The sequence below is a fragment of the Micrococcus flavus genome (assembly GCF_014204815.1).
In the GTDB taxonomy this organism is placed as follows: Bacteria; Actinomycetota; Actinomycetes; order Actinomycetales; family Micrococcaceae; genus Micrococcus; species Micrococcus flavus.
In genome coordinates this window covers 1,142,102-1,161,013 of the sequence record NZ_JACHMC010000001.1, presented here as the reverse complement: position 1 = coordinate 1,161,013, position 18,912 = coordinate 1,142,102, and the positions used below count along the sequence as shown (strand labels likewise).

Below are 18,912 nucleotides of genomic sequence, written 5' to 3'. Positions count from 1 at the left end.
CGCCCCCAGGGTATCCGCGGCGCCGGTCAGGAGCGGGCGGCCAGGCCGTCCAGGAGGAGGTCGATGCCGGCGAGGAACCGCGCCGTCGGCTCGGGGGCGACGAGCCGGCGGGCGCGGGTGCGCAGGTGCGGGAAGCGGTCCTCGGGCAGCTCGGCCACATGGGCGCTGAAGCTCACGAGCCAGGCCGACACCTCGGCGTCGTCCACCCGGTGGCGGCGCTGCCACTGCTCATGCACGTCCGCCACGGTGCACAGCATCATGCGGTCGTAGGCGGTGAGCACCAGATCCGCGTCCAGTCCCTCCCCGGTGAGCCGGGCCAGCAGGTGCTCGAGAGCCTCGAGGTCCTCGGCGGTACTCGGGGCCACCGCCGAGAAGAAGGCGTGCTGGGCCAGGTCGGCGTGGGCGGACAGGCGTTCATGCACCTCGAGGACGTGGCCGCGCAGGTCCGCGCGCCAGTCGCCCGAGTCGGGGAGGGGGCCCACCCCGCGCAGCACCTCGCGGACGGCCAGGTCGATGAGCCTCTCGCGGCTGCCGACGTGGGGGTAGAGGCTCGACGCGGCGACGCCGAGGTCCTCGGCCACGCGCCGCATGGTGACGGCCGCGACCCCCTGGGCGGCCGTGATGCGCAGGGCGGCCGCCACGATCGCCTCCTCGGTGAGCAGGCGGCGCCGCTCGCGCCGGTGCAGGTCCCGGACGGCGCCGGGCGGGGCGGGGACGTCCGCGTCGCGGGGGTCCAGAGGGTCGGTCGTGGCGGTCATAGGCCCACCCTAGCGGGGGATGCGGACGCCGGACGGGTCACGGATGAACGGCGTTCGTTGCTATCGAACGGTGTTCGGACAGCGGATATGGCCGCCGTTGTTGACGATCTGGCCCTCACCGCAGGCCCCGACGAGGGGGATGGGCTCACCAGCCCCGCTCGCGCCACCCCGCCAGGTGGGGCCGCTCGGCACCGAGCGTGGTGGAGGCACCGTGACCGGGGTGGACCACCACGTCGTCGTCGAAGGCCGCGAAGAGGCGGTGCTCGACGTCGTCGATGAGGCGGGCGAAGCGGTCGGCGTCGCCCTGGGTGTTGCCCACGCCGCCCGGGAAGAGGGAGTCGCCGGTGAAGAGCACGGCCGGCTCGTCCGCCTCGGGACGGTAGGCGAGGGCCACGGACCCGGGGGTGTGGCCGCGCAGGGCGATCACCTCGAGATCGATCCCGTCCACGGACACGGTCTCGCCGTGGTGCAGCGTCACGTCCGGGGCGACCCCCGTGTCCGCCGCGATCGCCTCGGCGTCGTCCGCGCCGGCGGCCGTGCGGGTGCCGGTCACCGAGGCGAGCGCGGGCAGGGCGCGGACGTGGTCCCAGTGGCGGTGGGTGGTCACGATCAGGGCCAGGTGCGGCTCGCAGGGGGTGTCCGCCGACGCCGAGGCCAGCAGGTCCCGCAGGGTCTCCGGCGCGTCCGCCGCGTCGATCAGGACCTGGGCTCCCGTGGTCTTGGACGTGATCGCATACGCGTTGTTGTCCATGTCGGACACGGAGACGGCGCGCACGGTCACGGCGGGCAGGTCATGGAGGAGACGGATCTCGGCGGAGGCGGGCATGCGGGACAGTCTACGGACGGGGCCCGCCTCCGCCAGGGGCGGATCCGGGGCCGTCCGGCCCGTACCGCGTCCGGGCGCCCGCCTAGACTGGCCCGGTGCCGAAGAACACCGCCTCCACCGTCCCCGCCGCCCGCGACGACGCCACCGCACCCCGCCCCGACGGCGTCGCCTCGGGCCCGGGCCGCGGAGCCCGCGGCGCGGCCCAGCACGAGCGGATCGTGGTCAAGGGCGCCCGCGAGCACAACCTGAAGGACGTGGACGTCTCCCTCCCGCGCGACGCCATGGTGGTGTTCACCGGACTGTCCGGTTCGGGCAAGTCCTCCCTGGCGTTCGACACGATCTTCGCGGAGGGTCAGCGCCGCTACGTGGAGTCCCTCTCCTCCTACGCCCGCATGTTCCTCGGGCGCGTGGACAAGCCGGACGTGGACTTCATCGAGGGCCTGTCCCCGGCGGTCTCGATCGACCAGAAGTCCACCAACCGCAACCCGCGCTCCACGGTCGGCACCATCACGGAGATCTACGACTACATGCGCCTGCTGTGGGCCCGCGTCGGCGTGGCGCACTGCCCGGAGTGCGGCGAGGTGGTCAGCCGCCAGACGCCGCAGCAGATCGTGGACCAGCTCGAGGAGCTGCCCGAGCGCACCCGCTTCCAGGTCCTGGCCCCCGTCGTGCGGGGACGCAAGGGCGAGTTCGCGGACCTGTTCTCCTCCCTGTCCACGCAGGGCTACGCGCGCGCGCTCGTGGACGGGGAGACCGTGCAGCTCTCGGACCCGCCGGCGCTGAAGAAGCAGAACAAGCACACGATCGCCGTCGTGGTGGACCGCCTCGCCATGAAGGAGGGCATCCGCCAGCGCCTCACGGACTCGGTGGAGACGGCGCTCAAGCTCGCCGACGGCCTCGTGGCGGTCGAGTTCGTGGACGTCCGGGTGGAGGACGAGTCCGGGAAGAAGAACACCGGCGAGTTCGCCGGCCGGGACGCCGAGGGGAACCCGCGCTTCCGCACGTTCTCGGAGAAGCTGTCCTGCCCCAACGGTCACGCGCAGACCGTGGACGAGATCGAGCCGCGCTCCTTCTCCTTCAACAACCCGTTCGGTGCGTGCCCCGAGTGCACCGGCATCGGCTCTCGGCTGCAGGTGGACCCGGACCTCGTGGTGCCCAACGACGAGCTGTCCATCGAAGACGGCGCCATCGTCCCGTGGTCCCTCGGCAAGTCCACCTCGGACTACTGGATGCGGGTGCTCGGGGGCCTCGCCAAGGAGACCGGTTTCTCGCTGAAGACCCCCTGGAAGGACCTCCCCAAGAAGCACCGGGAGGCCGTGCTCCACGGCAAGGACTTCAAGGTGGAGGTGGAGTTCCGCAACCGCTTCGGCCGCACCCGCCGCTACACCACGGGGTTCGAGGGCGTGGTGCCGTACGTGATGCGCAAGCACGAGGAGACCGAGTCGGACTCGGCGCGGGAGCGCTACGAGTCCTTCATGCGGGAGATCCCGTGCCCGGTGTGCCACGGCGCGCGCCTGAACCCCACCGTGCTGAACGTGCGCGTGGGCGGCCTGTCCATCGCCGAGGCCACGGCGCTGCCCATGCGGGACGCCCTCGAGTTCGTCGACGGGCTGGACCTCAGCCCCCGCGAGCGCGCGATCGCGGACCAGGTGGTCAAGGAGATCCGCGCCCGCCTGGCGTTCCTGCTGGACGTGGGGCTGGAGTACCTGAACCTCGAGCGCAACGCCGGGACGCTCTCCGGCGGAGAGGCCCAGCGCATCCGCCTGGCCACCCAGATCGGCGCCGGGCTCGTGGGCGTCCTCTACGTCCTGGACGAGCCGTCGATCGGGCTGCACCAGCGGGACAACCGTCGCCTGATCGAGACGCTCCTGCGCCTGCGGGACCTGGGCAACACGCTGATCGTCGTCGAGCACGACGAGGACACGATCGCCGAGGCCGACTGGATCGTCGACATCGGACCGCTGGCCGGTGAGCACGGCGGCGAGGTGGTCCACTCCGGCTCCCTCGAGGAGCTCAAGGCGAACACCCGCTCCATCACGGGGGACTACCTGGCCGGCCGGCGCAGCATCGACGTGCCCGCCGAGCGCCGCCCGCTGGAGAAGGGCAGGAGGCTCACCGTCCGGGGCGCCACCGAGAACAACCTGAAGAACGTGACGGTGGACATCCCCCTCGGCGTGTTCACGGCGGTGACGGGTGTGTCCGGCTCGGGCAAGTCCACGCTGATCAACGAGATCCTCTACAAGGTGCTGGCGGACCGGCTCAACGGCGCCAAGCTCGTGCCGGGCCGGCACCGGACGGTGGAGGGCCTGGAGCACCTGGACAAGGTCGTGCACGTGGACCAGAGCCCCATCGGCCGCACCCCCCGCTCCAACCCGGCCACCTACACCGGCGTGTTCGACTCGATCCGCAAGCTGTTCGCCGAGACCCCGGAGGCGAAGGTCCGCGGCTACCAGCAGGGCCGGTTCTCCTTCAACATCAAGGGCGGCCGCTGCGAGGCCTGCTCGGGAGACGGCACGCTCAAGATCGAGATGAACTTCCTGCCGGACGTGTACGTGCCGTGCGAGGTCTGCCACGGCGCCCGGTACAACCGCGAGACCCTCGAGGTGACGTACAAGGGGAGGAACATCGCGGAGGTCCTCGACATGCCGATCGAGGAGGCCGCCGAGTTCTTCAGCTCCTACACGAAGATCTCCCGGTACCTGCGCACCCTCGTGGACGTGGGCCTCGGCTACGTCCGCCTGGGCCAGCCGGCGACCACCCTGTCCGGCGGCGAGGCCCAGCGCGTGAAGCTGGCGGCGGAGCTGCAGAAGCGCTCCAACGGCCGCACGGTCTACGTGCTGGACGAGCCCACCACGGGCCTGCACTTCGAGGACATCCGCAAGCTGCTGCAGGTGCTCCAGTCGCTCGTGGACAAGGGCAACACCGTGATCACCATCGAGCACAACCTCGACGTGGTGAAGTGCGCCGACCACGTGATCGACCTCGGACCCGAGGGCGGCTCGGGAGGTGGCACGATCGTGGCCACGGGCACTCCCGAGGACGTCGCCCGGGTGGCGGAGAGCCACACGGGCCGCTTCCTCGCCGAGCTGCTCGGCTGACCGACCCACCCGGCCGGCGTCGTCCCCGCCCGGCGACGCCGGCCCCCACACCACGAGAGGCAGGCGAGGACCCCATGGCGACCTCCGAGCCCGTCCGCCGCGCGTTCGCCGGGATGTTCCGGCTGTCGTGCCGGCCCCACGTCACCGGCCTGGAGAACGTGCCGACCTCAGGCCCGTTCATCCTGGCCTCGAACCACCTGTCCTTCCTGGACTCCGTCCTCCTGCAGGCCCTGTGTCCGCGGCCCGTGCACTTCTTCGCGAAGGCGGAGTACTTCACCGCCCCCGGTCTCACCGGACAGGTGCAGCGGCTGTTCTTCGAGTCCGTGGGCTCCATCCCCGTCCAACGGGGCGACCAGTCGGCCTCGGTGGCGGCCCTCGAGGAGCTCGTCTCCCTGCTCGAGGACGGCCAGGGCGTCGGCATCTACCCCGAGGGCACGCGCAGCCGGGACGGCCGGCTCTACCGGGGCCGCACCGGCGTGGGCTGGCTGGCCCTCACCACGGGCGCACCGGTGGTCCCCGTGGGCCTGCGCGGCACCGAGCGGCTGCAGCCGCCGGGCGGACGCGGCTTCCGCCCGCACCGGTTCACCCTCGCGGCGGGGGAGCCGCTGCGGTTCTGCCATCCCGGCCGCCGCCACGGCCTGCCCGAGCGACGCCAGGCGACCGCCGACGTCATGGACGCCATCGCCGCGCTGTCCGGCCAGGAGCGGGTGGACGAGTACAACACGGTCCCGGGCGCCCGTGGCTGACCCGCGCTCGTACCGCCCCGCGCCCGGGGAGATCTCCACGTCCCCCGGCGTGTACCGGTTCCGCGACCCGGACGGCCGGGTCGTCTACGTGGGCAAGGCGAAGAACCTGCGGGCCCGGCTGAGCTCCTACTTCCAGGATCCGTCGAAGCTGGCCACCAAGACCCGCACCATGGTCTTCACGGCCTCGGCCGTGGAGTGGACCGTGGTGGGCTCCGAGCTCGAGGCCCTCCAGCTCGAGTACACGTGGATCAAGGAGTACCGGCCCCGGTTCAACATCATGTACCGGGACGACAAGTCCTACCCGTACCTGGCCGTGACCATGAACGAGCAGTTCCCCCGCGTGCTCGTGATGCGCGGGGACCGCAAGCCCGGGGTGAAGTACTTCGGGCCGTTCCACCCCGCCAAGGCCATCCGCGAGACGGTGGACCTCATGCTGCGGGTGTTCCCGGTGCGCACGTGCTCGGCGAGCGTGTTCAAGCGCGCCCGCGCCCAGGACCGTCCCTGCCTGCTCGGCTACATCGGCAAGTGCTCGGCGCCGTGCGTGGGACGGATCTCCCCGGCGGAGCACCGCGCCCTGGCCCAGGACTTCTGCGACTTCATGGCCGGGGACGCCGAGCGGTTCGTCAAGGAGCTCGAGAGCGCCATGGCGGCCGCCGTCGAGGAGCTGCGCTTCGAGGAGGCGGCCCGGCTGCGGGACGACATCACGGCCCTGCGACGGGTGTTCGAGCGCAACGCCGTCGTGCTCCCGGAGAACACGGAGGCGGACGTCTTCGCCCTGCACATGGACGAGCTCGAGGTCGCGGTGCAGGTGTTCCACGTCCGCCAGGGCCGCATCCGGGGCCAGCGCGGGTGGGTCATGGAGCGCGTGGAGGACGTCGGGCAGGACGTCATGGTGGAGGAGCTGCTCAAGCAGGTGTACGGCGACCTGGGCGGCACCGAGCGGATCCCGCACGAGGTCCTGGTCCCGGTGGAGCCGTCCGAGGCCGAGCAGCTCACCGCGTGGCTCTCCGGGCTGCGCGGGGCCCGCGTCCAGGTGCGGGTGCCGCAGCGGGGCGCCAAGGCCGACCTCATGGAGACCGTCCGGGAGAACGCCGAGATGGCCCTCAAGCTCCACAAGACCCGTCGCTCGGGGGACCTCACCACCCGCTCGGCCGCGCTGCGGGAGCTGCAGGACGCCCTCGGGATCGACGACCCGCTGCTGCGGATCGAGTGCTACGACATCTCGCACTCCCAGGGCACCAACGTCGTCGGCTCCATGGTGGTCGTGGAGGACGGCCTGCCGAAGAAGAAGGACTACCGCCGGTTCAACGTGACGGGGGAGGCCGCCCGGGACGACACGGCCTCCATGAAGGACGTGCTGCGCCGGCGCTTCGCCCGCATGGCGAAGGAGCGGCAGGAGGGCGTCGTGGTGACCGGTCAGGTGGAGGCCGACGAGGCCGACGCCGGCGACCGCCGGTTCGCCTATCCCCCCTCCCTCGTGGTGGTCGACGGCGGCCCGCCCCAGGTGGCCGCGGCCGCCGCCGTGCTCGAGGAGCTCGGCCTGGACGACCTGCCCGTCGTGGGCCTGGCGAAGCGCCTCGAGGAGGTGTGGGTGCCCGGTGACGAGTTCCCGGTCGTCCTGCCGCGGGCATCCGAGGGCCTCTACCTGCTCCAGCGCATCCGCGACGAGTCGCACCGGTTCGCGATCGCCGGACACCGCGGACGCAGGACCAAGGCGATGACGGCGTCCGCCCTGGACGCCGTGCCCGGCCTGGGGCCCGCGCGGCGCCAGGCCCTACTGACCCACTTCGGGTCGGTGGAGCAGATCCGCGCCGCGGGACCGGAGCGGCTCACCGAGGTGGCGGGCATCGGTCCGACCCTCGCGCAGACCGTGCATGCGGCCCTGACGGCGTCCGGGGGCGGGGATACAGTGAGGGCATGAGCCTGGACCTGCAGCTGCAGCCCGAGAAGCCCCCGTCCTCCGAAGTCCTCGTCATCACCGGCATGTCGGGGGCGGGCCGGACGACGGCGGCCCACGCCCTGCAGGACCACGGCTGGTACGTGGTGGAGAACATGCCGCCGCAGCTGTTCATCACGCTGGCGGACCTGGTGGCCCGTTCGCCCGAGGCGTTCCCACGCCTGGCGATCGTCGTGGACGTGCGCTCCCGCACCTACCTCCACGAGCTGCGCTCGGCCCTGCACCAGCTCGAGAGCGAGGGCGTGGAGTACCGCACGCTGTTCCTCGAGGCGGCCGACGACGTCCTCGTCCGCCGGTTCGAGGCCGGCCGGCGTCCCCATCCGCTGCAGGGCAACGCCCGCCTCCTGGACGGCATCCAGGCCGAGCGGGAGATCGTCTCCGAGCTCAAGGAGGCGGCCGACGTCGTCGTGGACACGAGTGCGCTGAACGTGCACGGCCTGGCCACGGAGGTCACGGAGCTGTTCTCCGAGGACGGTCCCGTGACCCTGCGGCTGAACGTCATGAGCTTCGGGTTCAAGTACGGGCTCCCCGCGGACGCCAACTTCGTGGCGGACATGCGGTTCATCCCGAATCCGCACTGGGTGCCGACCCTGCGCCCGCACACCGGCGTGGAGGCGCAGGTCGCGGACTACGTGCTGAGCCAGCCCGGGGTCGACGCGTTCCTCACCGCCTACCTGGCGGCCCTGGACCCCGTGTTCGAGGGGTACCGGCGGGAGAACAAGCACTACGCCACACTGGCCGTGGGCTGCACGGGCGGCAAGCACCGCTCCGTGGCCGTGGCCGAGGAGCTCGCCCGCCGGATCGCCCAGCGCCCCCGGGTGACCGTCCACGTCCAGCACCGGGACATGGGCCGCGAATGACCCACCCGTCCCACACCCCGCTGACGGGTCAGCTGCCCCTGCCGCCCGCAGCCGCCACGCGCCCCTCGGGCGGTCCCCTGGGTGCGGCCCGCGCCGACCTGCGGGTGACCGCCCTGGGCGGTGGCCACGGCCTGTCCGCCTCGCTGTCCGCCCTGCGCCTGATCGCGGGCCACCTGACCGCCGTGGTCACGGTGGCCGACGACGGCGGGTCCTCTGGCACCATCCGTCGCGAGATGGACGTCCTGCCGCCGGGGGACCTCCGCATGGCGCTGGCCGCGCTGTGCGACGACACGGACTGGGGCCGGACGTGGGCCCAGGCCATGCAGCACCGGTTCCGCTCCACCGAAGTGGCCCCGGAGGAGGCCACCCTCGACGGGCACGCGCTGGGGAACCTGCTGATCGTGGCCCTGTGGGAGCTGCTGGGCGACCCCGTGGACGGCCTCCGCTGGGCCGGCGCCCTGCTGCGCGCCCACGGCGAGGTGCTGCCGGTCTCCCGCGTCCCGCTGACCATCGGCGGGGAGGTGCTCTCGGAGGCGGAGGGCGGCGCCCTCGTGCGCCGACACGTGCAGGGGCAGGTGGCCCTCGCCCTGGCCGCCCGGGAGGGACGCGTCACGGACGTCCGCCTGAGCCCGGCCGACGCCGCGGCCGCCCCCGAGGCGCTGGAGGCCATCGCCCGCGCCGACTGGGTGGTGATCGGGCCGGGGTCCCTCTACACCTCCGTCCTGCCGCACCTGCTGCTGCCGGATGTCCGCGCGGCCCTCGAGGGCACCTCCGCGGGGCGGGTCTTCGTGCTGAACACGGACACCGGGACCCAGGAGACCACGGGCATGACGCACGCCGACCACCTCAAGGCCCTGCGCGCGCACGCGCCCGGGCTGCGCCTCGACGTCGTGGTGGCGGACGCGGACGCCGTCCGGGACCGCGACGCCGTCGTCGCCGAGGCGGCGCGCCTGGGGGCCAGGACGGCCTTCAGTAGAGTGAGCAGCCCCGCCGACCCCCTCGTCCACGACCCCCTGCGCCTGGCCGTGGCGCTCGACGAGGCCATGACCGCCTGACGTCCGTCGCGGTCCGGCGCGTCCGCGCGCCCGGTCCGACCCGTCGTCCATCCCCGAAGGAGCCCGACATGGCGCTGACCATGACCCTCAAGGAGGAGCTCGCCCGCGTCCCGGCGGCGTCCACGCCCGAGCGGCGCGCCGAGGCGGCCACGATGCTCCGGTTCGCCGGCGGCCTGCACCTGGTGTCCGGCCGCGTCGTGATCGAGGCCGAGCTCGACCACGGGGCCAGCGCCCGGCGCCTGCGCGCGGCGATCACCGAGGTCTACGGCCACGCCACGGAGATCGTGGTGGTGTCCGGCGGCAACCTGCGCCGCGGTCAGCGGTACGTGATCCGCGTGGTGGCCGGGGGAGAGGACCTCGCGCGCCAGACCGGGCTCCTCGACCAGCGTGGCCGCCCTGTCCGCGGCCTGCCCCCGGCCCTCGTGCAGGGCAGTGCGGCGGGCACGGCCGCGGTGTGGCGCGGGGCGCTGCTGGCGCACGGGTCCCTGACCGAGCCCGGGCGCTCCTCCTCCCTGGAGGTGACCACGCCCGGTCCCCAGGCAGCCCTCGCCCTGGTGGGGGCCGCCCGACGCCTGCACGTCGCGGCGAAGGCCCGCGAGGTCCGCCAGGCGGACCGGGTGGTGGTGCGCGACGGCGAGGCCATCGCCACTCTGCTCACCGCCGTCGGGGCCACGCAGACCGCGGCCCTGTGGCAGGAGCGGCGCGAGCGCAAGGAGGTCCGCGCCACCGCCAACCGCCTGGCCAACTTCGACGACGCCAACCTGCGCCGCTCCGCGCAGGCCGCGGTGGCCGCCGGCGCCCGGGTGGAGCGCGCCCTCGAGATCCTGGGGGAGGACGTCCCTGAGCACCTGCTCTACGCCGGCCGGCTGCGCCTCGAGAACAAGCAGGCCTCCCTCGACGAGCTGGGGCGCCTGGCCGACCCGCCGATGACCAAGGACGCGATCGCCGGACGCATCCGGCGCCTCCTGTCCACGGCGGACCGACGGGCCGCGGAGCTCGGCGTCCCCGGCACCGGGGACGCCGGCCGCTGACCGCAGGCCGCCGTCCATGGCGCCCGGCGACCCGTGCCGTCCACAATGGGTTCAGGAATACCCCGCATCCGTGCGGGGTTCCCCCATACAGCACCGCCGGTCGGCAAACCGCGGCCCGGCGGTGACGACTGAAGGAGGAAGCATGACCGAATTCACTCTCCCCGAGCTGGACTACGACTACGCCGCGCTGGAGCCGCACATCTCCGCGCGCATCATGGAGCTGCACCACTCCAAGCACCACGCCACGTACGTGAAGGGCGCGAACACGGCCCTGGAGAAGCTCGCCGCGGCCCGCGACGCCGAGGACTTCGGCGCCGTCAACCAGCTCTCGAAGGACCTCGCCTTCAACCTGGGCGGTCACACGAACCACTCCATCTTCTGGAAGAACCTCTCGCCCGAGGGCGGCGACAAGCCGACCGGCGAGCTGGCCGCCGCGATCGACGAGTACTTCGGCTCGTTCGACAAGTTCCAGGCCCACTTCACCGCCGCCGCCTTGGGCATCCAGGGCTCCGGCTGGGCCGTGCTCGCGTACGAGCCCATCGGCGGCAACCTCGTCATCGAGCAGTTCTACGACCAGCAGAACGGCGTCCCGGTGGCCACCATCCCGCTGTTCCAGCTGGACATGTGGGAGCACGCCTTCTACCTGGACTACCAGAACGTCAAGGCCGACTACGTCAAGGCCGTGTGGAACATCGTGAACTGGGCGGACGTCCAGCAGCGCTTCGAGGCGGCCCGCCAGGGCGCCCGGGGCCTCGTGCTGCCGGCCTGACCCTGCCCCCTCACCCTCCGCGGGTCGACCGCCCGATCGGGCGGTCGACTCGCGGATCGGCGCCCCGCGCGTCGACCGTGGCCTCGTCCGACGACGTGCGAGGGCATGCATCGGATCATCCCATCAGCCCATGGACGCGCCCCGCGACGGGCGCCAGGAAGCGAGGCATCATGACCAAGATCGCCATCAACGGCTTCGGCCGCATCGGCCGCAACATCCTCCGCGTGCTCGCGGACCGCAAGGACCAGGGCCTCGAGCTCGTGGCCGTGAACGACCTGGCGGACAAGGAGGACCTGTTCTGGCTCTCCAAGTACGACACCATCCTCGGCCGCTACCCCGGCGAGCTCGAGATCTCGGACAAGGGCTTCGTGGTGGACGGCCGCGAGGTCGCCCTGTTCTCCGAGACCGACCCGGCCCAGCTGCCGTGGAGTGAGCTCGGCGTCGACATCGTGATCGACTGCACCGGCATCTTCACCTCCGGCCCCAAGGCCAAGGCCCATCTGGACGCGGGCGCCAAGAAGGTCGTCATCTCCGCCCCCGGCAAGGAGGTCGACGGCACCTTCGTGATGGGCGTGAACGAGGAGACGTACGACGCCGCGTCGATGCACATCGTGTCCAACGCGTCCTGCACCACGAACTGCCTGGCGCCGATGGCCAAGGTGCTCAACGACGAGTTCGGCATCGTCAACGGCATCATGACGACGATCCACGCGTACACCGGCGACCAGAACCTGCACGACAACGTGCACAAGAAGGACCGCCGCCGCGCCCGCGCCGCCGCGCAGAACATGGTGCCGACCTCCACCGGCGCCGCCAAGGCGATCGGCGAGGTCATCCCGGAGCTCAAGGGCAAGCTGGACGGCTTCGCGATGCGCGTGCCCACCATCACCGGTTCCGCCACGGATCTCACGGTCGAGCTCACGCGCCACGTGGAGGTCGAGGAGGTCAACGCCGCCTTCCGCAAGGCCGCGGAGTCCGGCCCCATGGCCGGCCGCCTCGTGTACTCCGAGGACCCGATCGTCTCCTCGGACATCGTGACCTCCCCGGCCGCGTGCACCTTCGACGCCCCGCTGACCAAGTCCATCGCCCAGACCGTGAAGATCATCGGCTGGTATGACAACGAGTACGGCTACACCTGCCAGCTCCTGGACCTGACGAAGCACATCGCCGCGCAGCTCTGAGCGGCGCGCGACCCGGACGGCCCGGGCCGGTGGACCTCCACCGGCCCGGGCCGTCTGCCTAGACTGACGAGCGACCGTGACCGACACCAGGAGGCACCCCATGACCGCCCAGACCCTGACCGACCTGCTCGAGGCCGGCGTCGCCGGACGCACCGTCCTGATCCGCTCGGACCTCAACGTCCCGCTGGACGGGCAGACCGTCACCGACGACGGCCGCATCCGCGCCTCCGCGCCGGCCATCAAGGAGCTGGCCGACGCCGGCGCCCGCGTGGTCGTCATGGCCCACCTCGGCCGTCCCCAGGGCGAGCCGGACCCGAAGTACTCCCTGGCCCCCGTGGCCGCCCGCCTCGGCGAGGTCCTCGGCACCGACGTCCAGCTGGCTGCCGACGTCACGGGCGAGGACGCCCGCGCCAAGGCCGCGGCCCTGGCCGACGGCCAGGTCCTCCTGCTCGAGAACGTCCGTTTCGACGCCCGCGAGACCTCGAAGGACGCCGCCGAGCGCGGCGAGCTCGCCCGGGAGATGGCGGACCTCGCGGGGGCGGACGGCGCCTACGTGGGCGACGCCTTCGGCGCCGTGCACCGCGCCCACGCCTCCGTGGCGGACATCGCCGCCCTGCTGCCGGCCCATCAGGGCCCGCTGGTGGCCACCGAGCTCGAGGTCCTCACCCGTCTCACCGAGTCCCCGGAGCGCCCGTACGTGGTGGTCCTCGGTGGATCCAAGGTCTCGGACAAGCTCGCCGTGATCGACAACCTGCTCGAGAAGGCGGACACCCTCCTGATCGGCGGCGGCATGCTCTTCACGTTCCTCAAGGCCCAGGGCCACGAGGTCGGCGCCTCCCTGCTCGAGGAGGACCAGCTGGACACGGTCAAGGGCTACCTCGAGCGCTCGGGCAAGGACGCCGCCGAGATCGTGCTGCCCACCGACATCGTGATGGCCTCCGCATTCGCGAAGGACGCCGAGCACGAGGTGCTCCCCGTGGACGCGCTCACCACCGGCGCCCACGGCGCGGAGGCGCTCGGCCTGGACATCGGTCCGGAGACGGCGAAGGACTTCGCCGCCCGGATCGCCGGCGCGAAGACCGTGTTCTGGAACGGTCCCATGGGCGTCTTCGAGTTCCCCGCGTTCGCCGAGGGCACCCGCGCCGTGGCCCAGGCCCTCACCGAGGCGACCGCGGACGGCGGTCTGTCCGTGGTCGGCGGCGGCGACTCCGCGGCGGCCGTGCGATCGCTCGGCTTCGAGGACTCCCAGTTCGGCCACATCTCCACCGGCGGCGGCGCCTCCCTCGAGTACCTCGAGGGCAAGGAGCTGCCCGGCGTCACCGCCCTGACCCGTCAGGAGGCCTGAGCATGGTCGCGGCCCGCACCCCGCTGATCGCGGGCAACTGGAAGATGAACCTGGACCACCGCGAGGCCGTCACCCTCGTGCAGCGCCTGGCATGGCTGCTCCAGGACGCGGACCACGAGCAGGAGGACGTGGAGGTGGCGGTGTTCCCGCCCTTCACCGACCTGCGCGCGGTGCAGACCCTGGTCACGGGCGACCGGATCGAGCTGGCGTACGGCGCCCAGGACCTCAGCCCGGAGGACTCCGGCGCCTACACCGGCGACGTCTCCGGTGCGTTCCTGTCCGCCCTGGGCTGCTCCTACGTGATCGTGGGCCACTCGGAGCGCCGCACGATCCACGGGGAGGACGACGCCCTCGTGGCCCGCAAGGCGGCCGCCGCCCTGCGCCACGGGCTCACCCCCGTGGTGTGCGTCGGCGAGGGCCTCGACGTGCGCCAGGCCGGGAAGCACGTCGAGCACACCGTGGCGCAGCTGCGGGGATCGCTCGAGGGCCTGTCCGCGGAGGACACGGCCCGCGTCGTCGTGGCCTACGAGCCCGTCTGGGCGATCGGCACCGGCGAGGTGGCCAGCGCCGAGGACGCCCAGGAGATGTGCGCCGTGCTGCGGAAGGACCTCGCCGGAGCCCACGGCGCGGACGTCGCGTCCGGGATGCGCCTGCTGTACGGCGGTTCTGTGAAGTCGTCCTCGGCACCGGAGCTGCTCGCGCAGGAGGACGTGGACGGCGCCCTCGTGGGCGGCGCCAGCCTCGACGCGGACGAGTTTGCTAAGATCGTCCGGTTCGACGCGGCCCGCTGAGGACCGCCGGTCGCCGGCTCGGCGCCCCGAGGAACACACCCGACGAGGGAAGGCCCCATGGATATCCTGACCCTGCTGCTGCAGATCGCGGTCGTGCTGCTGAGCGTGCTGATCATCCTGCTCGTGCTGCTGCACAAGGGCCGCGGCGGCGGCGTCTCGGACATGTTCGGCGGCGGCGTCACCACGTCCATGAGCTCCTCCGGCTCGGCCCAGCGCCTGCTGACCCGCGTGACGGTGACCTCCGCGCTCCTGTGGGGCGCCGCCATCGTGGCCCTGGGCCTGCTGGCCCGGTTCAACGTCGACTCCTGAGCCCCCGCCCTCCGGGCGAGCACGCCGGCCCCGCACCCTCGAACAGGGTGCGGGGCCGGCGTCGTCGTGGACGGTCAGCGGTCGCTGGCGTCGACGGCGGCGAGGTCGGTGCGCGCCAGGCCGACGCGCAGGACCTCGCCGTAGACCTCGTCCGGGTCCAGGCGGCGCAGCTCCTCCGCCAGGCAGTCCTGGTCCGTGCGCCGGGGCAGGGAGATGCGCTGCACGGGCCGCCCCTGCTGGTAGAGGCGGGCCACCTGGGACTGGGAACGGGAGAGCACGACGTCCCCCTCGGGGCCGCGGAGGCGGACGGCGCGGATGCCGTGGCCGGCCTTCGAGTGGGCGATGGTCACCGGCCGCCGAAGGCCCAGGGTGAGCCAGGCGGCGAGCAGCATGGTGCTGGGGGAGTCCGGGGCCCCGTCCACGGTGACGGAGCGGACCCGGGACAGCGGCAGGTGGTCGAGGATGCCGGCCACCTGGATGCGCCAGAGGGTCAGACGCGTCCACGCCAGGTCGGTGTCCCCGTCCCGGTGCCCCTCGGCCAGTGAGCGCAGCGCGGCCTCGGCATCCGGGCACGTCGCCGAGTCCGTAATGCGGCGGTGCGCCAGACGGCCCAGCGGGGTGTCCGCGGGGACCTGCGGGGGCACGCCCGGCCACCAGACGACGATCGGGGCGTCGGGCAGCAGCAGCGCCGCCACGAGCGGCTCACCCGCGTGGGCGTTGGCGCCCTGGCACCAGAGGATCACGACGTCGGACGCGCCGGCGTCGCCGCCCACGCGGATCTCCGCGTCCAGGCGGGTCGGGGCGTCCGGGTCGCCGAGGGCGAGCACCACGATGCGGCAGGGATGCTCGAGCGAGGCGGCGTTGGCGGCCTGCAGGGCGAGCTCGATGCCGGCGTCGTCCGTGCTGATCACGAGGGAGAGCACGCGGCCGAGCGCCGCCACGCCCCCGGCCTCGCGCAGCGCGGTGAGCCGCTTGGCCACCTGGGAGGTGGTGGTGTCGTGCATGCGGATCTTCACGGTCGCCTCCAGGTCCGGCCGTCGCGGGCCATCAGGGCGTCGGCGGAGGCCGGACCCCAGGAGCCCGGCGCGTACGGCTCGGGCTGGTCGGGCAGCGCGGCCCAGTGCTCCTCGAACGGGTCCACGATGCGCCAGGACAGCTCCACCTCGGCCTGCCGGGGGAACAGCGGCGGCTCGCCGAGCAGCACGTCGAGGATGAGGCGCTCATACGCCTCGGGGGAGTCCTCGGTGAACGCGTGCCCGTAGCCGAAGTCCATGGTGACGTCCCGGACCTCCTGCTGGGTGCCCGGCACCTTCGAGGCGAAGCGGATGGTCACGCCCTCGTCCGGCTGGACGCGGATGACGATCACGTTCTCACCGAAGCCGTCCCCCGGATGCACGGGGAAGAGCAGGTGCGGGGGGTCCTTGAACACCACCGCGATCTCCGTGACCCGCCGGCCCAGGCGCTTGCCGGCGCGCAGGTAGAACGGCACGCCCTGCCAGCGGCGGGTCTGGATCCCGACCTTGAGGGCCGCGAAGGTCTCCGTGGTGGACGCGGGGTTGAAGCCCTCCTCGTCGAGGAACCCGGTGACCTCCTCACCGCCCTGCCACCCGCCGGTGTACTGGCCGCGGGCGGAGGCGGCGTCGAGGCCCTCCGGGGTGTCCGGGACGCGGACGGCCTCGAGGACCTTCTCCTTCTCCGCGCGCAGGTGCGCCGCGTCGAAGGACAGCGGCTCCTCCATGGCGGTCAGGGCCAGCAGCTGGAGGAGGTGGTTCTGGATGACGTCGCGGGCCGCGCCCACGCCGTCGTAGTAGCCCGCGCGGCCGCCGATGCCGATGTCCTCGGCCATGGTGATCTGCACGTGGTCGACGTGCTCGGCGTTCCAGAGCGGCTCGAAGATCCGGTTGGCGAACCGGAACGCGAGGATGTTCTGGACGGTCTCCTTGCCGAGGTAGTGGTCGATCCGGAACACCGCGTCGGAGGGGAACACCCGCTCGATCACGGCGTTCAGCTCCCGGGCACTGGCCAGGTCGTGGCCGAAGGGCTTCTCGATCACCACGCGCCGCCACGGGCCGTCCGCGGGCTGGTCCCGCTCCGCCAGGCCCTGGTCCGCGAGGTGCCGTGAGACGTCCTCGAACCAGTCCGGCGGGATGGACAGGTAGAACGCCGTGTTGCCGCCGGTGCCGCGCGAGGTCTCCAGCTCCGCGAGGACCTCGCCGAGGCGCTCGTAGGCGGGGGCGTCGTCGAACGCCCCGGAGACGAACCGCAGTCCGCCGCGGAACTGCTCCCAGACGGTCTCGTCGAACGGGGTGCGCGAGCCGGACTCCACGGCCGCCCGCACATAGTCGGCGAACGCGGCGTCCGACCAGTCCCGGCGGCCGAAGCCGACCAGGGAGAACGACGGCGGCAGCAGGCCCCGATGGGCCAGGTCGTACATGGCCGGGAGCAGCTTCTTGCGGGCGAGGTCGCCCGTGACGCCGAACAGCACGAGGGACGAGGGACCCGCGATGCGCGTCAGCCGTCGGTCACGGGGGTCGCGCAGCGGGTTCCGCCGCGCGCCGCGGGGCTCAGGCGCCACGGAGCTCGGCCCGTCGGGCGGCGGTGCGCAGTGCGGCCACGCCGGCGCCGCGGTCGCGCAGGCGCAGCGTGGTCACCGGACGGCCGAGGCGGCGCAGCACGCCGGCGTCGCCCGCCGCCTGGGCCGCGATGAGCTGGCCCAGGGAGAACGGGCGGCCGGGCACCTCGACGTCGGTGCTCGCCTCGCCCGTGACCTGCAGGAAGACGCCGGTGCGGGGTCCGCCCTTGTGGTACTGGCCGGTCGAGTGCAGGAACCGGGGGGCCCAGCCGAACGTCACGGGACGGCCGAGGGAGCGGGCCAGGTCGGCGCGGATCTCCGCGAGGTCCACGTCCGCGTGGCGGTCCAGGTAGGCGTGCACGGCGAGGTAGCCGTTCTCCGGCACCTGCGCGCCCACGGCCGCGAGCACGCCGGCGAGGTCGTCGGCGGCGAGGACCTCATCGTCCCCGGACACCTCGACCCCCTGGACCACGGCGCCGGCCTCGGCGGCCGGGGCGGGGGAGTCCAGCAGGTCGCGGGCGGCGGCCTTCGCGGCCTCCACATCGGGCTGGTCGAACGGGTTGATCCGGAGCAGGCGGCCGGCCACGGCCGTGGCGACCTCCCAGGTCAGCATGAGCGCGCCGAGCGAGCCGTGGAGCTGGACGGCGTGCGGCGGCGGGACGGACTCGTCGTCCTCCGCCACGAGGCGCACCTGCAGCAGGTCGGGGGCGTCCCAGTCGGTCTCCGGGTCGCCGGCGCGGACGACGACGGGCAGCAGGCCCGTGCGCTCCTTGCCGGTGGACTCGGCGATCAGCTGCTCCACCCAGTCCCCGAAGCCCTCGATCCCGGAGCCGAGGTCCTGGACCACGAGCTTGTCCCGCAGCGGCGCGGTGCCGCCGATGGCCGCGCCGAGGCGCAGGCCGGGATTGTCCTCCTCGTCCGCGGTGAGCAGGTCCACCACCTCCTCGGCCTCGTCCAGGAGCGCGACGACGTCCACGCCCGCGAGGGCGGCCGGGACGATCCCGAAGGCCGTGAGCGCGGAGTAGCGCCCGCCCACGGTGGGGTCGGCGGTGAACACCGCGCGGTAGCCGGCCTTGATCGAGGCGTCCTGCAGCGGGGAGCCCGGGTCCGTGACCACGACGATCCGGGAGGCGGCGTCGATCCCCTCGGCGGTGAACGCGGCCTCCACCACCCGGCGCTGCGAGTCGGTCTCCACCGTGGAGCCGGACTTGGAGGAGACCACGAGCACCGTGCGCTCGAGGTCGCGCCCGAGCACGGCGGCGACCTGCTCCGGGTCGGTGGAGTCGAGCACCTCGAGCGGCCGCCCGGCCGTGGCCGCGATGACCTCGGGGGCCAGGGAGGATCCGCCCATGCCCGCGAGCACCACGCGGGTCAGGCCCTCCTCGCGCAGATGTGCTGCGAGGCCCGCGACGTCCTCGGCGACGGCGCGGGAGTCGTCGAAGAGGTCGATCCAGCCCAGGCGCTGGGCGGCCTCGTCCCGGGCGGCCTCACCCCACAGGCCGGCGTCCTGGTCGGCGAGGCGGGAGGCGAACTGCTGCGCCACGAGGTCGGGGACGTGGCGGTCGATCGCCTCGAGGGCGGCTCCGGTGGCAATGAGGCCGAGGGTGCTCATCT

General features: G+C 73.0%; 16 protein-coding genes. 11 read left to right on the top strand and 5 right to left on the bottom strand.

The window, feature by feature from the left end; all coding sequences use genetic code 11:
* Positions 1–26: 26 nt before the first annotated feature.
* Together BJ976_RS05355 and BJ976_RS05350 are read right to left on the bottom strand one after the other, a co-directional pair.
* Positions 27–758 carry a TetR/AcrR family transcriptional regulator gene (locus tag BJ976_RS05355; protein WP_135027611.1) on the bottom strand — a complete coding sequence of 244 codons (732 nt, stop codon included), beginning with the start codon at positions 756–758 and terminating at the stop codon, positions 27–29.
* A gap of 145 nt (positions 759–903) precedes the next feature.
* Entirely contained in the window at positions 904–1,584 is a 681-nt protein-coding gene (locus BJ976_RS05350; protein ID WP_135027608.1) for an MBL fold metallo-hydrolase, read from the bottom strand.
* Between the two features lie 95 nt (positions 1,585–1,679).
* Between BJ976_RS05350 and uvrA the strand changes: the two genes are divergently transcribed.
* The 11 genes from uvrA (at position 1,680) to secG (ending at position 14,726) form a co-directional block, all read left to right on the top strand.
* Complete coding sequence (gene uvrA, locus BJ976_RS05345; RefSeq protein WP_135027605.1) at positions 1,680–4,682, top strand: excinuclease ABC subunit UvrA; 3,003 nt, start codon at positions 1,680–1,682, stop codon at positions 4,680–4,682.
* Positions 4,683–4,756: 74 nt separating this feature from the next.
* Positions 4,757–5,428 (top strand): lysophospholipid acyltransferase family protein, encoded by a 672-nt coding sequence (locus BJ976_RS05340; RefSeq protein WP_135027603.1) that lies wholly within the window; start codon positions 4,757–4,759, stop codon positions 5,426–5,428.
* Positions 5,421–7,349 (top strand): excinuclease ABC subunit UvrC, encoded by a 1,929-nt coding sequence (gene uvrC, locus BJ976_RS05335; protein ID WP_135027600.1) that lies wholly within the window; start codon positions 5,421–5,423, stop codon positions 7,347–7,349. The genes BJ976_RS05340 and uvrC overlap by 8 nt, the downstream gene beginning before the upstream one ends.
* A complete protein-coding gene (rapZ, locus tag BJ976_RS05330; protein ID WP_135027597.1) occupies positions 7,346–8,245 on the top strand; it encodes an RNase adapter RapZ in 900 nt (299 codons plus the stop codon). Before uvrC ends, rapZ begins: the two co-directional genes overlap by 4 nt.
* The gene (locus BJ976_RS05325; protein WP_135027594.1) at positions 8,242–9,300 is read left to right on the top strand and encodes a gluconeogenesis factor YvcK family protein; all 1,059 of its coding nucleotides are present in this window, start codon (positions 8,242–8,244) and stop codon (positions 9,298–9,300) included. The genes rapZ and BJ976_RS05325 overlap by 4 nt, the downstream gene beginning before the upstream one ends.
* Before the next feature lie 68 nt (positions 9,301–9,368).
* Positions 9,369–10,331 (top strand): DNA-binding protein WhiA, encoded by a 963-nt coding sequence (whiA, locus tag BJ976_RS05320; RefSeq protein ID WP_135027591.1) that lies wholly within the window; start codon positions 9,369–9,371, stop codon positions 10,329–10,331.
* A 142-nt stretch (positions 10,332–10,473) separates the two neighbouring features.
* Entirely contained in the window at positions 10,474–11,100 is a 627-nt protein-coding gene (locus BJ976_RS05315) for a superoxide dismutase (RefSeq protein ID WP_135027588.1), read from the top strand.
* A 170-nt stretch (positions 11,101–11,270) separates the two neighbouring features.
* Positions 11,271–12,281, top strand: coding sequence for a type I glyceraldehyde-3-phosphate dehydrogenase (gene gap / locus BJ976_RS05310; protein ID WP_135027585.1), 1,011 nt, complete (start codon positions 11,271–11,273; stop codon positions 12,279–12,281).
* Between the two features lie 100 nt (positions 12,282–12,381).
* On the top strand, positions 12,382–13,626 hold the full coding sequence (locus BJ976_RS05305) for a phosphoglycerate kinase (protein ID WP_135027583.1): 1,245 nt from the start codon (positions 12,382–12,384) through the stop codon (positions 13,624–13,626).
* Positions 13,627–13,628: 2 nt separating this feature from the next.
* Positions 13,629–14,417, top strand: a complete 789-nt coding sequence (tpiA, locus tag BJ976_RS05300) for a triose-phosphate isomerase (RefSeq protein ID WP_135027581.1) — start codon at positions 13,629–13,631, stop codon at positions 14,415–14,417.
* Between the two features lie 57 nt (positions 14,418–14,474).
* Positions 14,475–14,726 carry a preprotein translocase subunit SecG gene (gene secG, locus BJ976_RS05295; protein WP_135027578.1) on the top strand — a complete coding sequence of 84 codons (252 nt, stop codon included), beginning with the start codon at positions 14,475–14,477 and terminating at the stop codon, positions 14,724–14,726.
* Between the two features lie 74 nt (positions 14,727–14,800).
* On the opposite strand, the gene BJ976_RS05290 is transcribed toward secG, so the two are convergent.
* The 3 genes from BJ976_RS05290 to BJ976_RS05280 are packed head-to-tail and all read right to left on the bottom strand — an operon-like array spanning position 14,801 to position 18,910.
* Positions 14,801–15,742, bottom strand: a complete 942-nt coding sequence (locus tag BJ976_RS05290; RefSeq protein WP_135027575.1) for a glucose-6-phosphate dehydrogenase assembly protein OpcA — start codon at positions 15,740–15,742, stop codon at positions 14,801–14,803.
* The gene (zwf, locus tag BJ976_RS05285) at positions 15,739–17,301 is read right to left on the bottom strand and encodes a glucose-6-phosphate dehydrogenase (protein ID WP_135027572.1); all 1,563 of its coding nucleotides are present in this window, start codon (positions 17,299–17,301) and stop codon (positions 15,739–15,741) included. Before zwf ends, BJ976_RS05290 begins: the two co-directional genes overlap by 4 nt.
* On the bottom strand, positions 17,291–18,910 hold the full coding sequence (locus BJ976_RS05280) for a phosphoglucose isomerase-related protein (RefSeq protein ID WP_135027569.1): 1,620 nt from the start codon (positions 18,908–18,910) through the stop codon (positions 17,291–17,293). Before BJ976_RS05280 ends, zwf begins: the two co-directional genes overlap by 11 nt.
* Positions 18,911–18,912 lie beyond the last annotated feature (2 nt).

Excerpts from the sequence above, each read along its gene's own strand:
- BJ976_RS05355 (WP_135027611.1), bottom strand. The coding sequence starts at position 758 with ATGACCGCCACGACCGACCCTCTGGACCCCCGCGACGCGGACGTCCCC.
- BJ976_RS05350 (WP_135027608.1), bottom strand. The coding sequence starts at position 1,584 with ATGCCCGCCTCCGCCGAGATCCGTCTCCTCCATGACCTGCCCGCCGTG.
- BJ976_RS05340 (WP_135027603.1), top strand. The coding sequence starts at position 4,757 with ATGGCGACCTCCGAGCCCGTCCGCCGCGCGTTCGCCGGGATGTTCCGG.
- rapZ (WP_135027597.1), top strand. The coding sequence starts at position 7,346 with ATGAGCCTGGACCTGCAGCTGCAGCCCGAGAAGCCCCCGTCCTCCGAA.
- BJ976_RS05325 (WP_135027594.1), top strand. The coding sequence starts at position 8,242 with ATGACCCACCCGTCCCACACCCCGCTGACGGGTCAGCTGCCCCTGCCG.
- whiA (WP_135027591.1), top strand. The coding sequence starts at position 9,369 with ATGGCGCTGACCATGACCCTCAAGGAGGAGCTCGCCCGCGTCCCGGCG.
- BJ976_RS05315 (WP_135027588.1), top strand. The coding sequence starts at position 10,474 with ATGACCGAATTCACTCTCCCCGAGCTGGACTACGACTACGCCGCGCTG.
- gap (WP_135027585.1), top strand. The coding sequence starts at position 11,271 with ATGACCAAGATCGCCATCAACGGCTTCGGCCGCATCGGCCGCAACATC.
- BJ976_RS05305 (WP_135027583.1), top strand. The coding sequence starts at position 12,382 with ATGACCGCCCAGACCCTGACCGACCTGCTCGAGGCCGGCGTCGCCGGA.
- tpiA (WP_135027581.1), top strand. The coding sequence starts at position 13,629 with ATGGTCGCGGCCCGCACCCCGCTGATCGCGGGCAACTGGAAGATGAAC.
- secG (WP_135027578.1), top strand. The coding sequence starts at position 14,475 with ATGGATATCCTGACCCTGCTGCTGCAGATCGCGGTCGTGCTGCTGAGC.
- BJ976_RS05280 (WP_135027569.1), bottom strand. The coding sequence starts at position 18,910 with ATGAGCACCCTCGGCCTCATTGCCACCGGAGCCGCCCTCGAGGCGATC.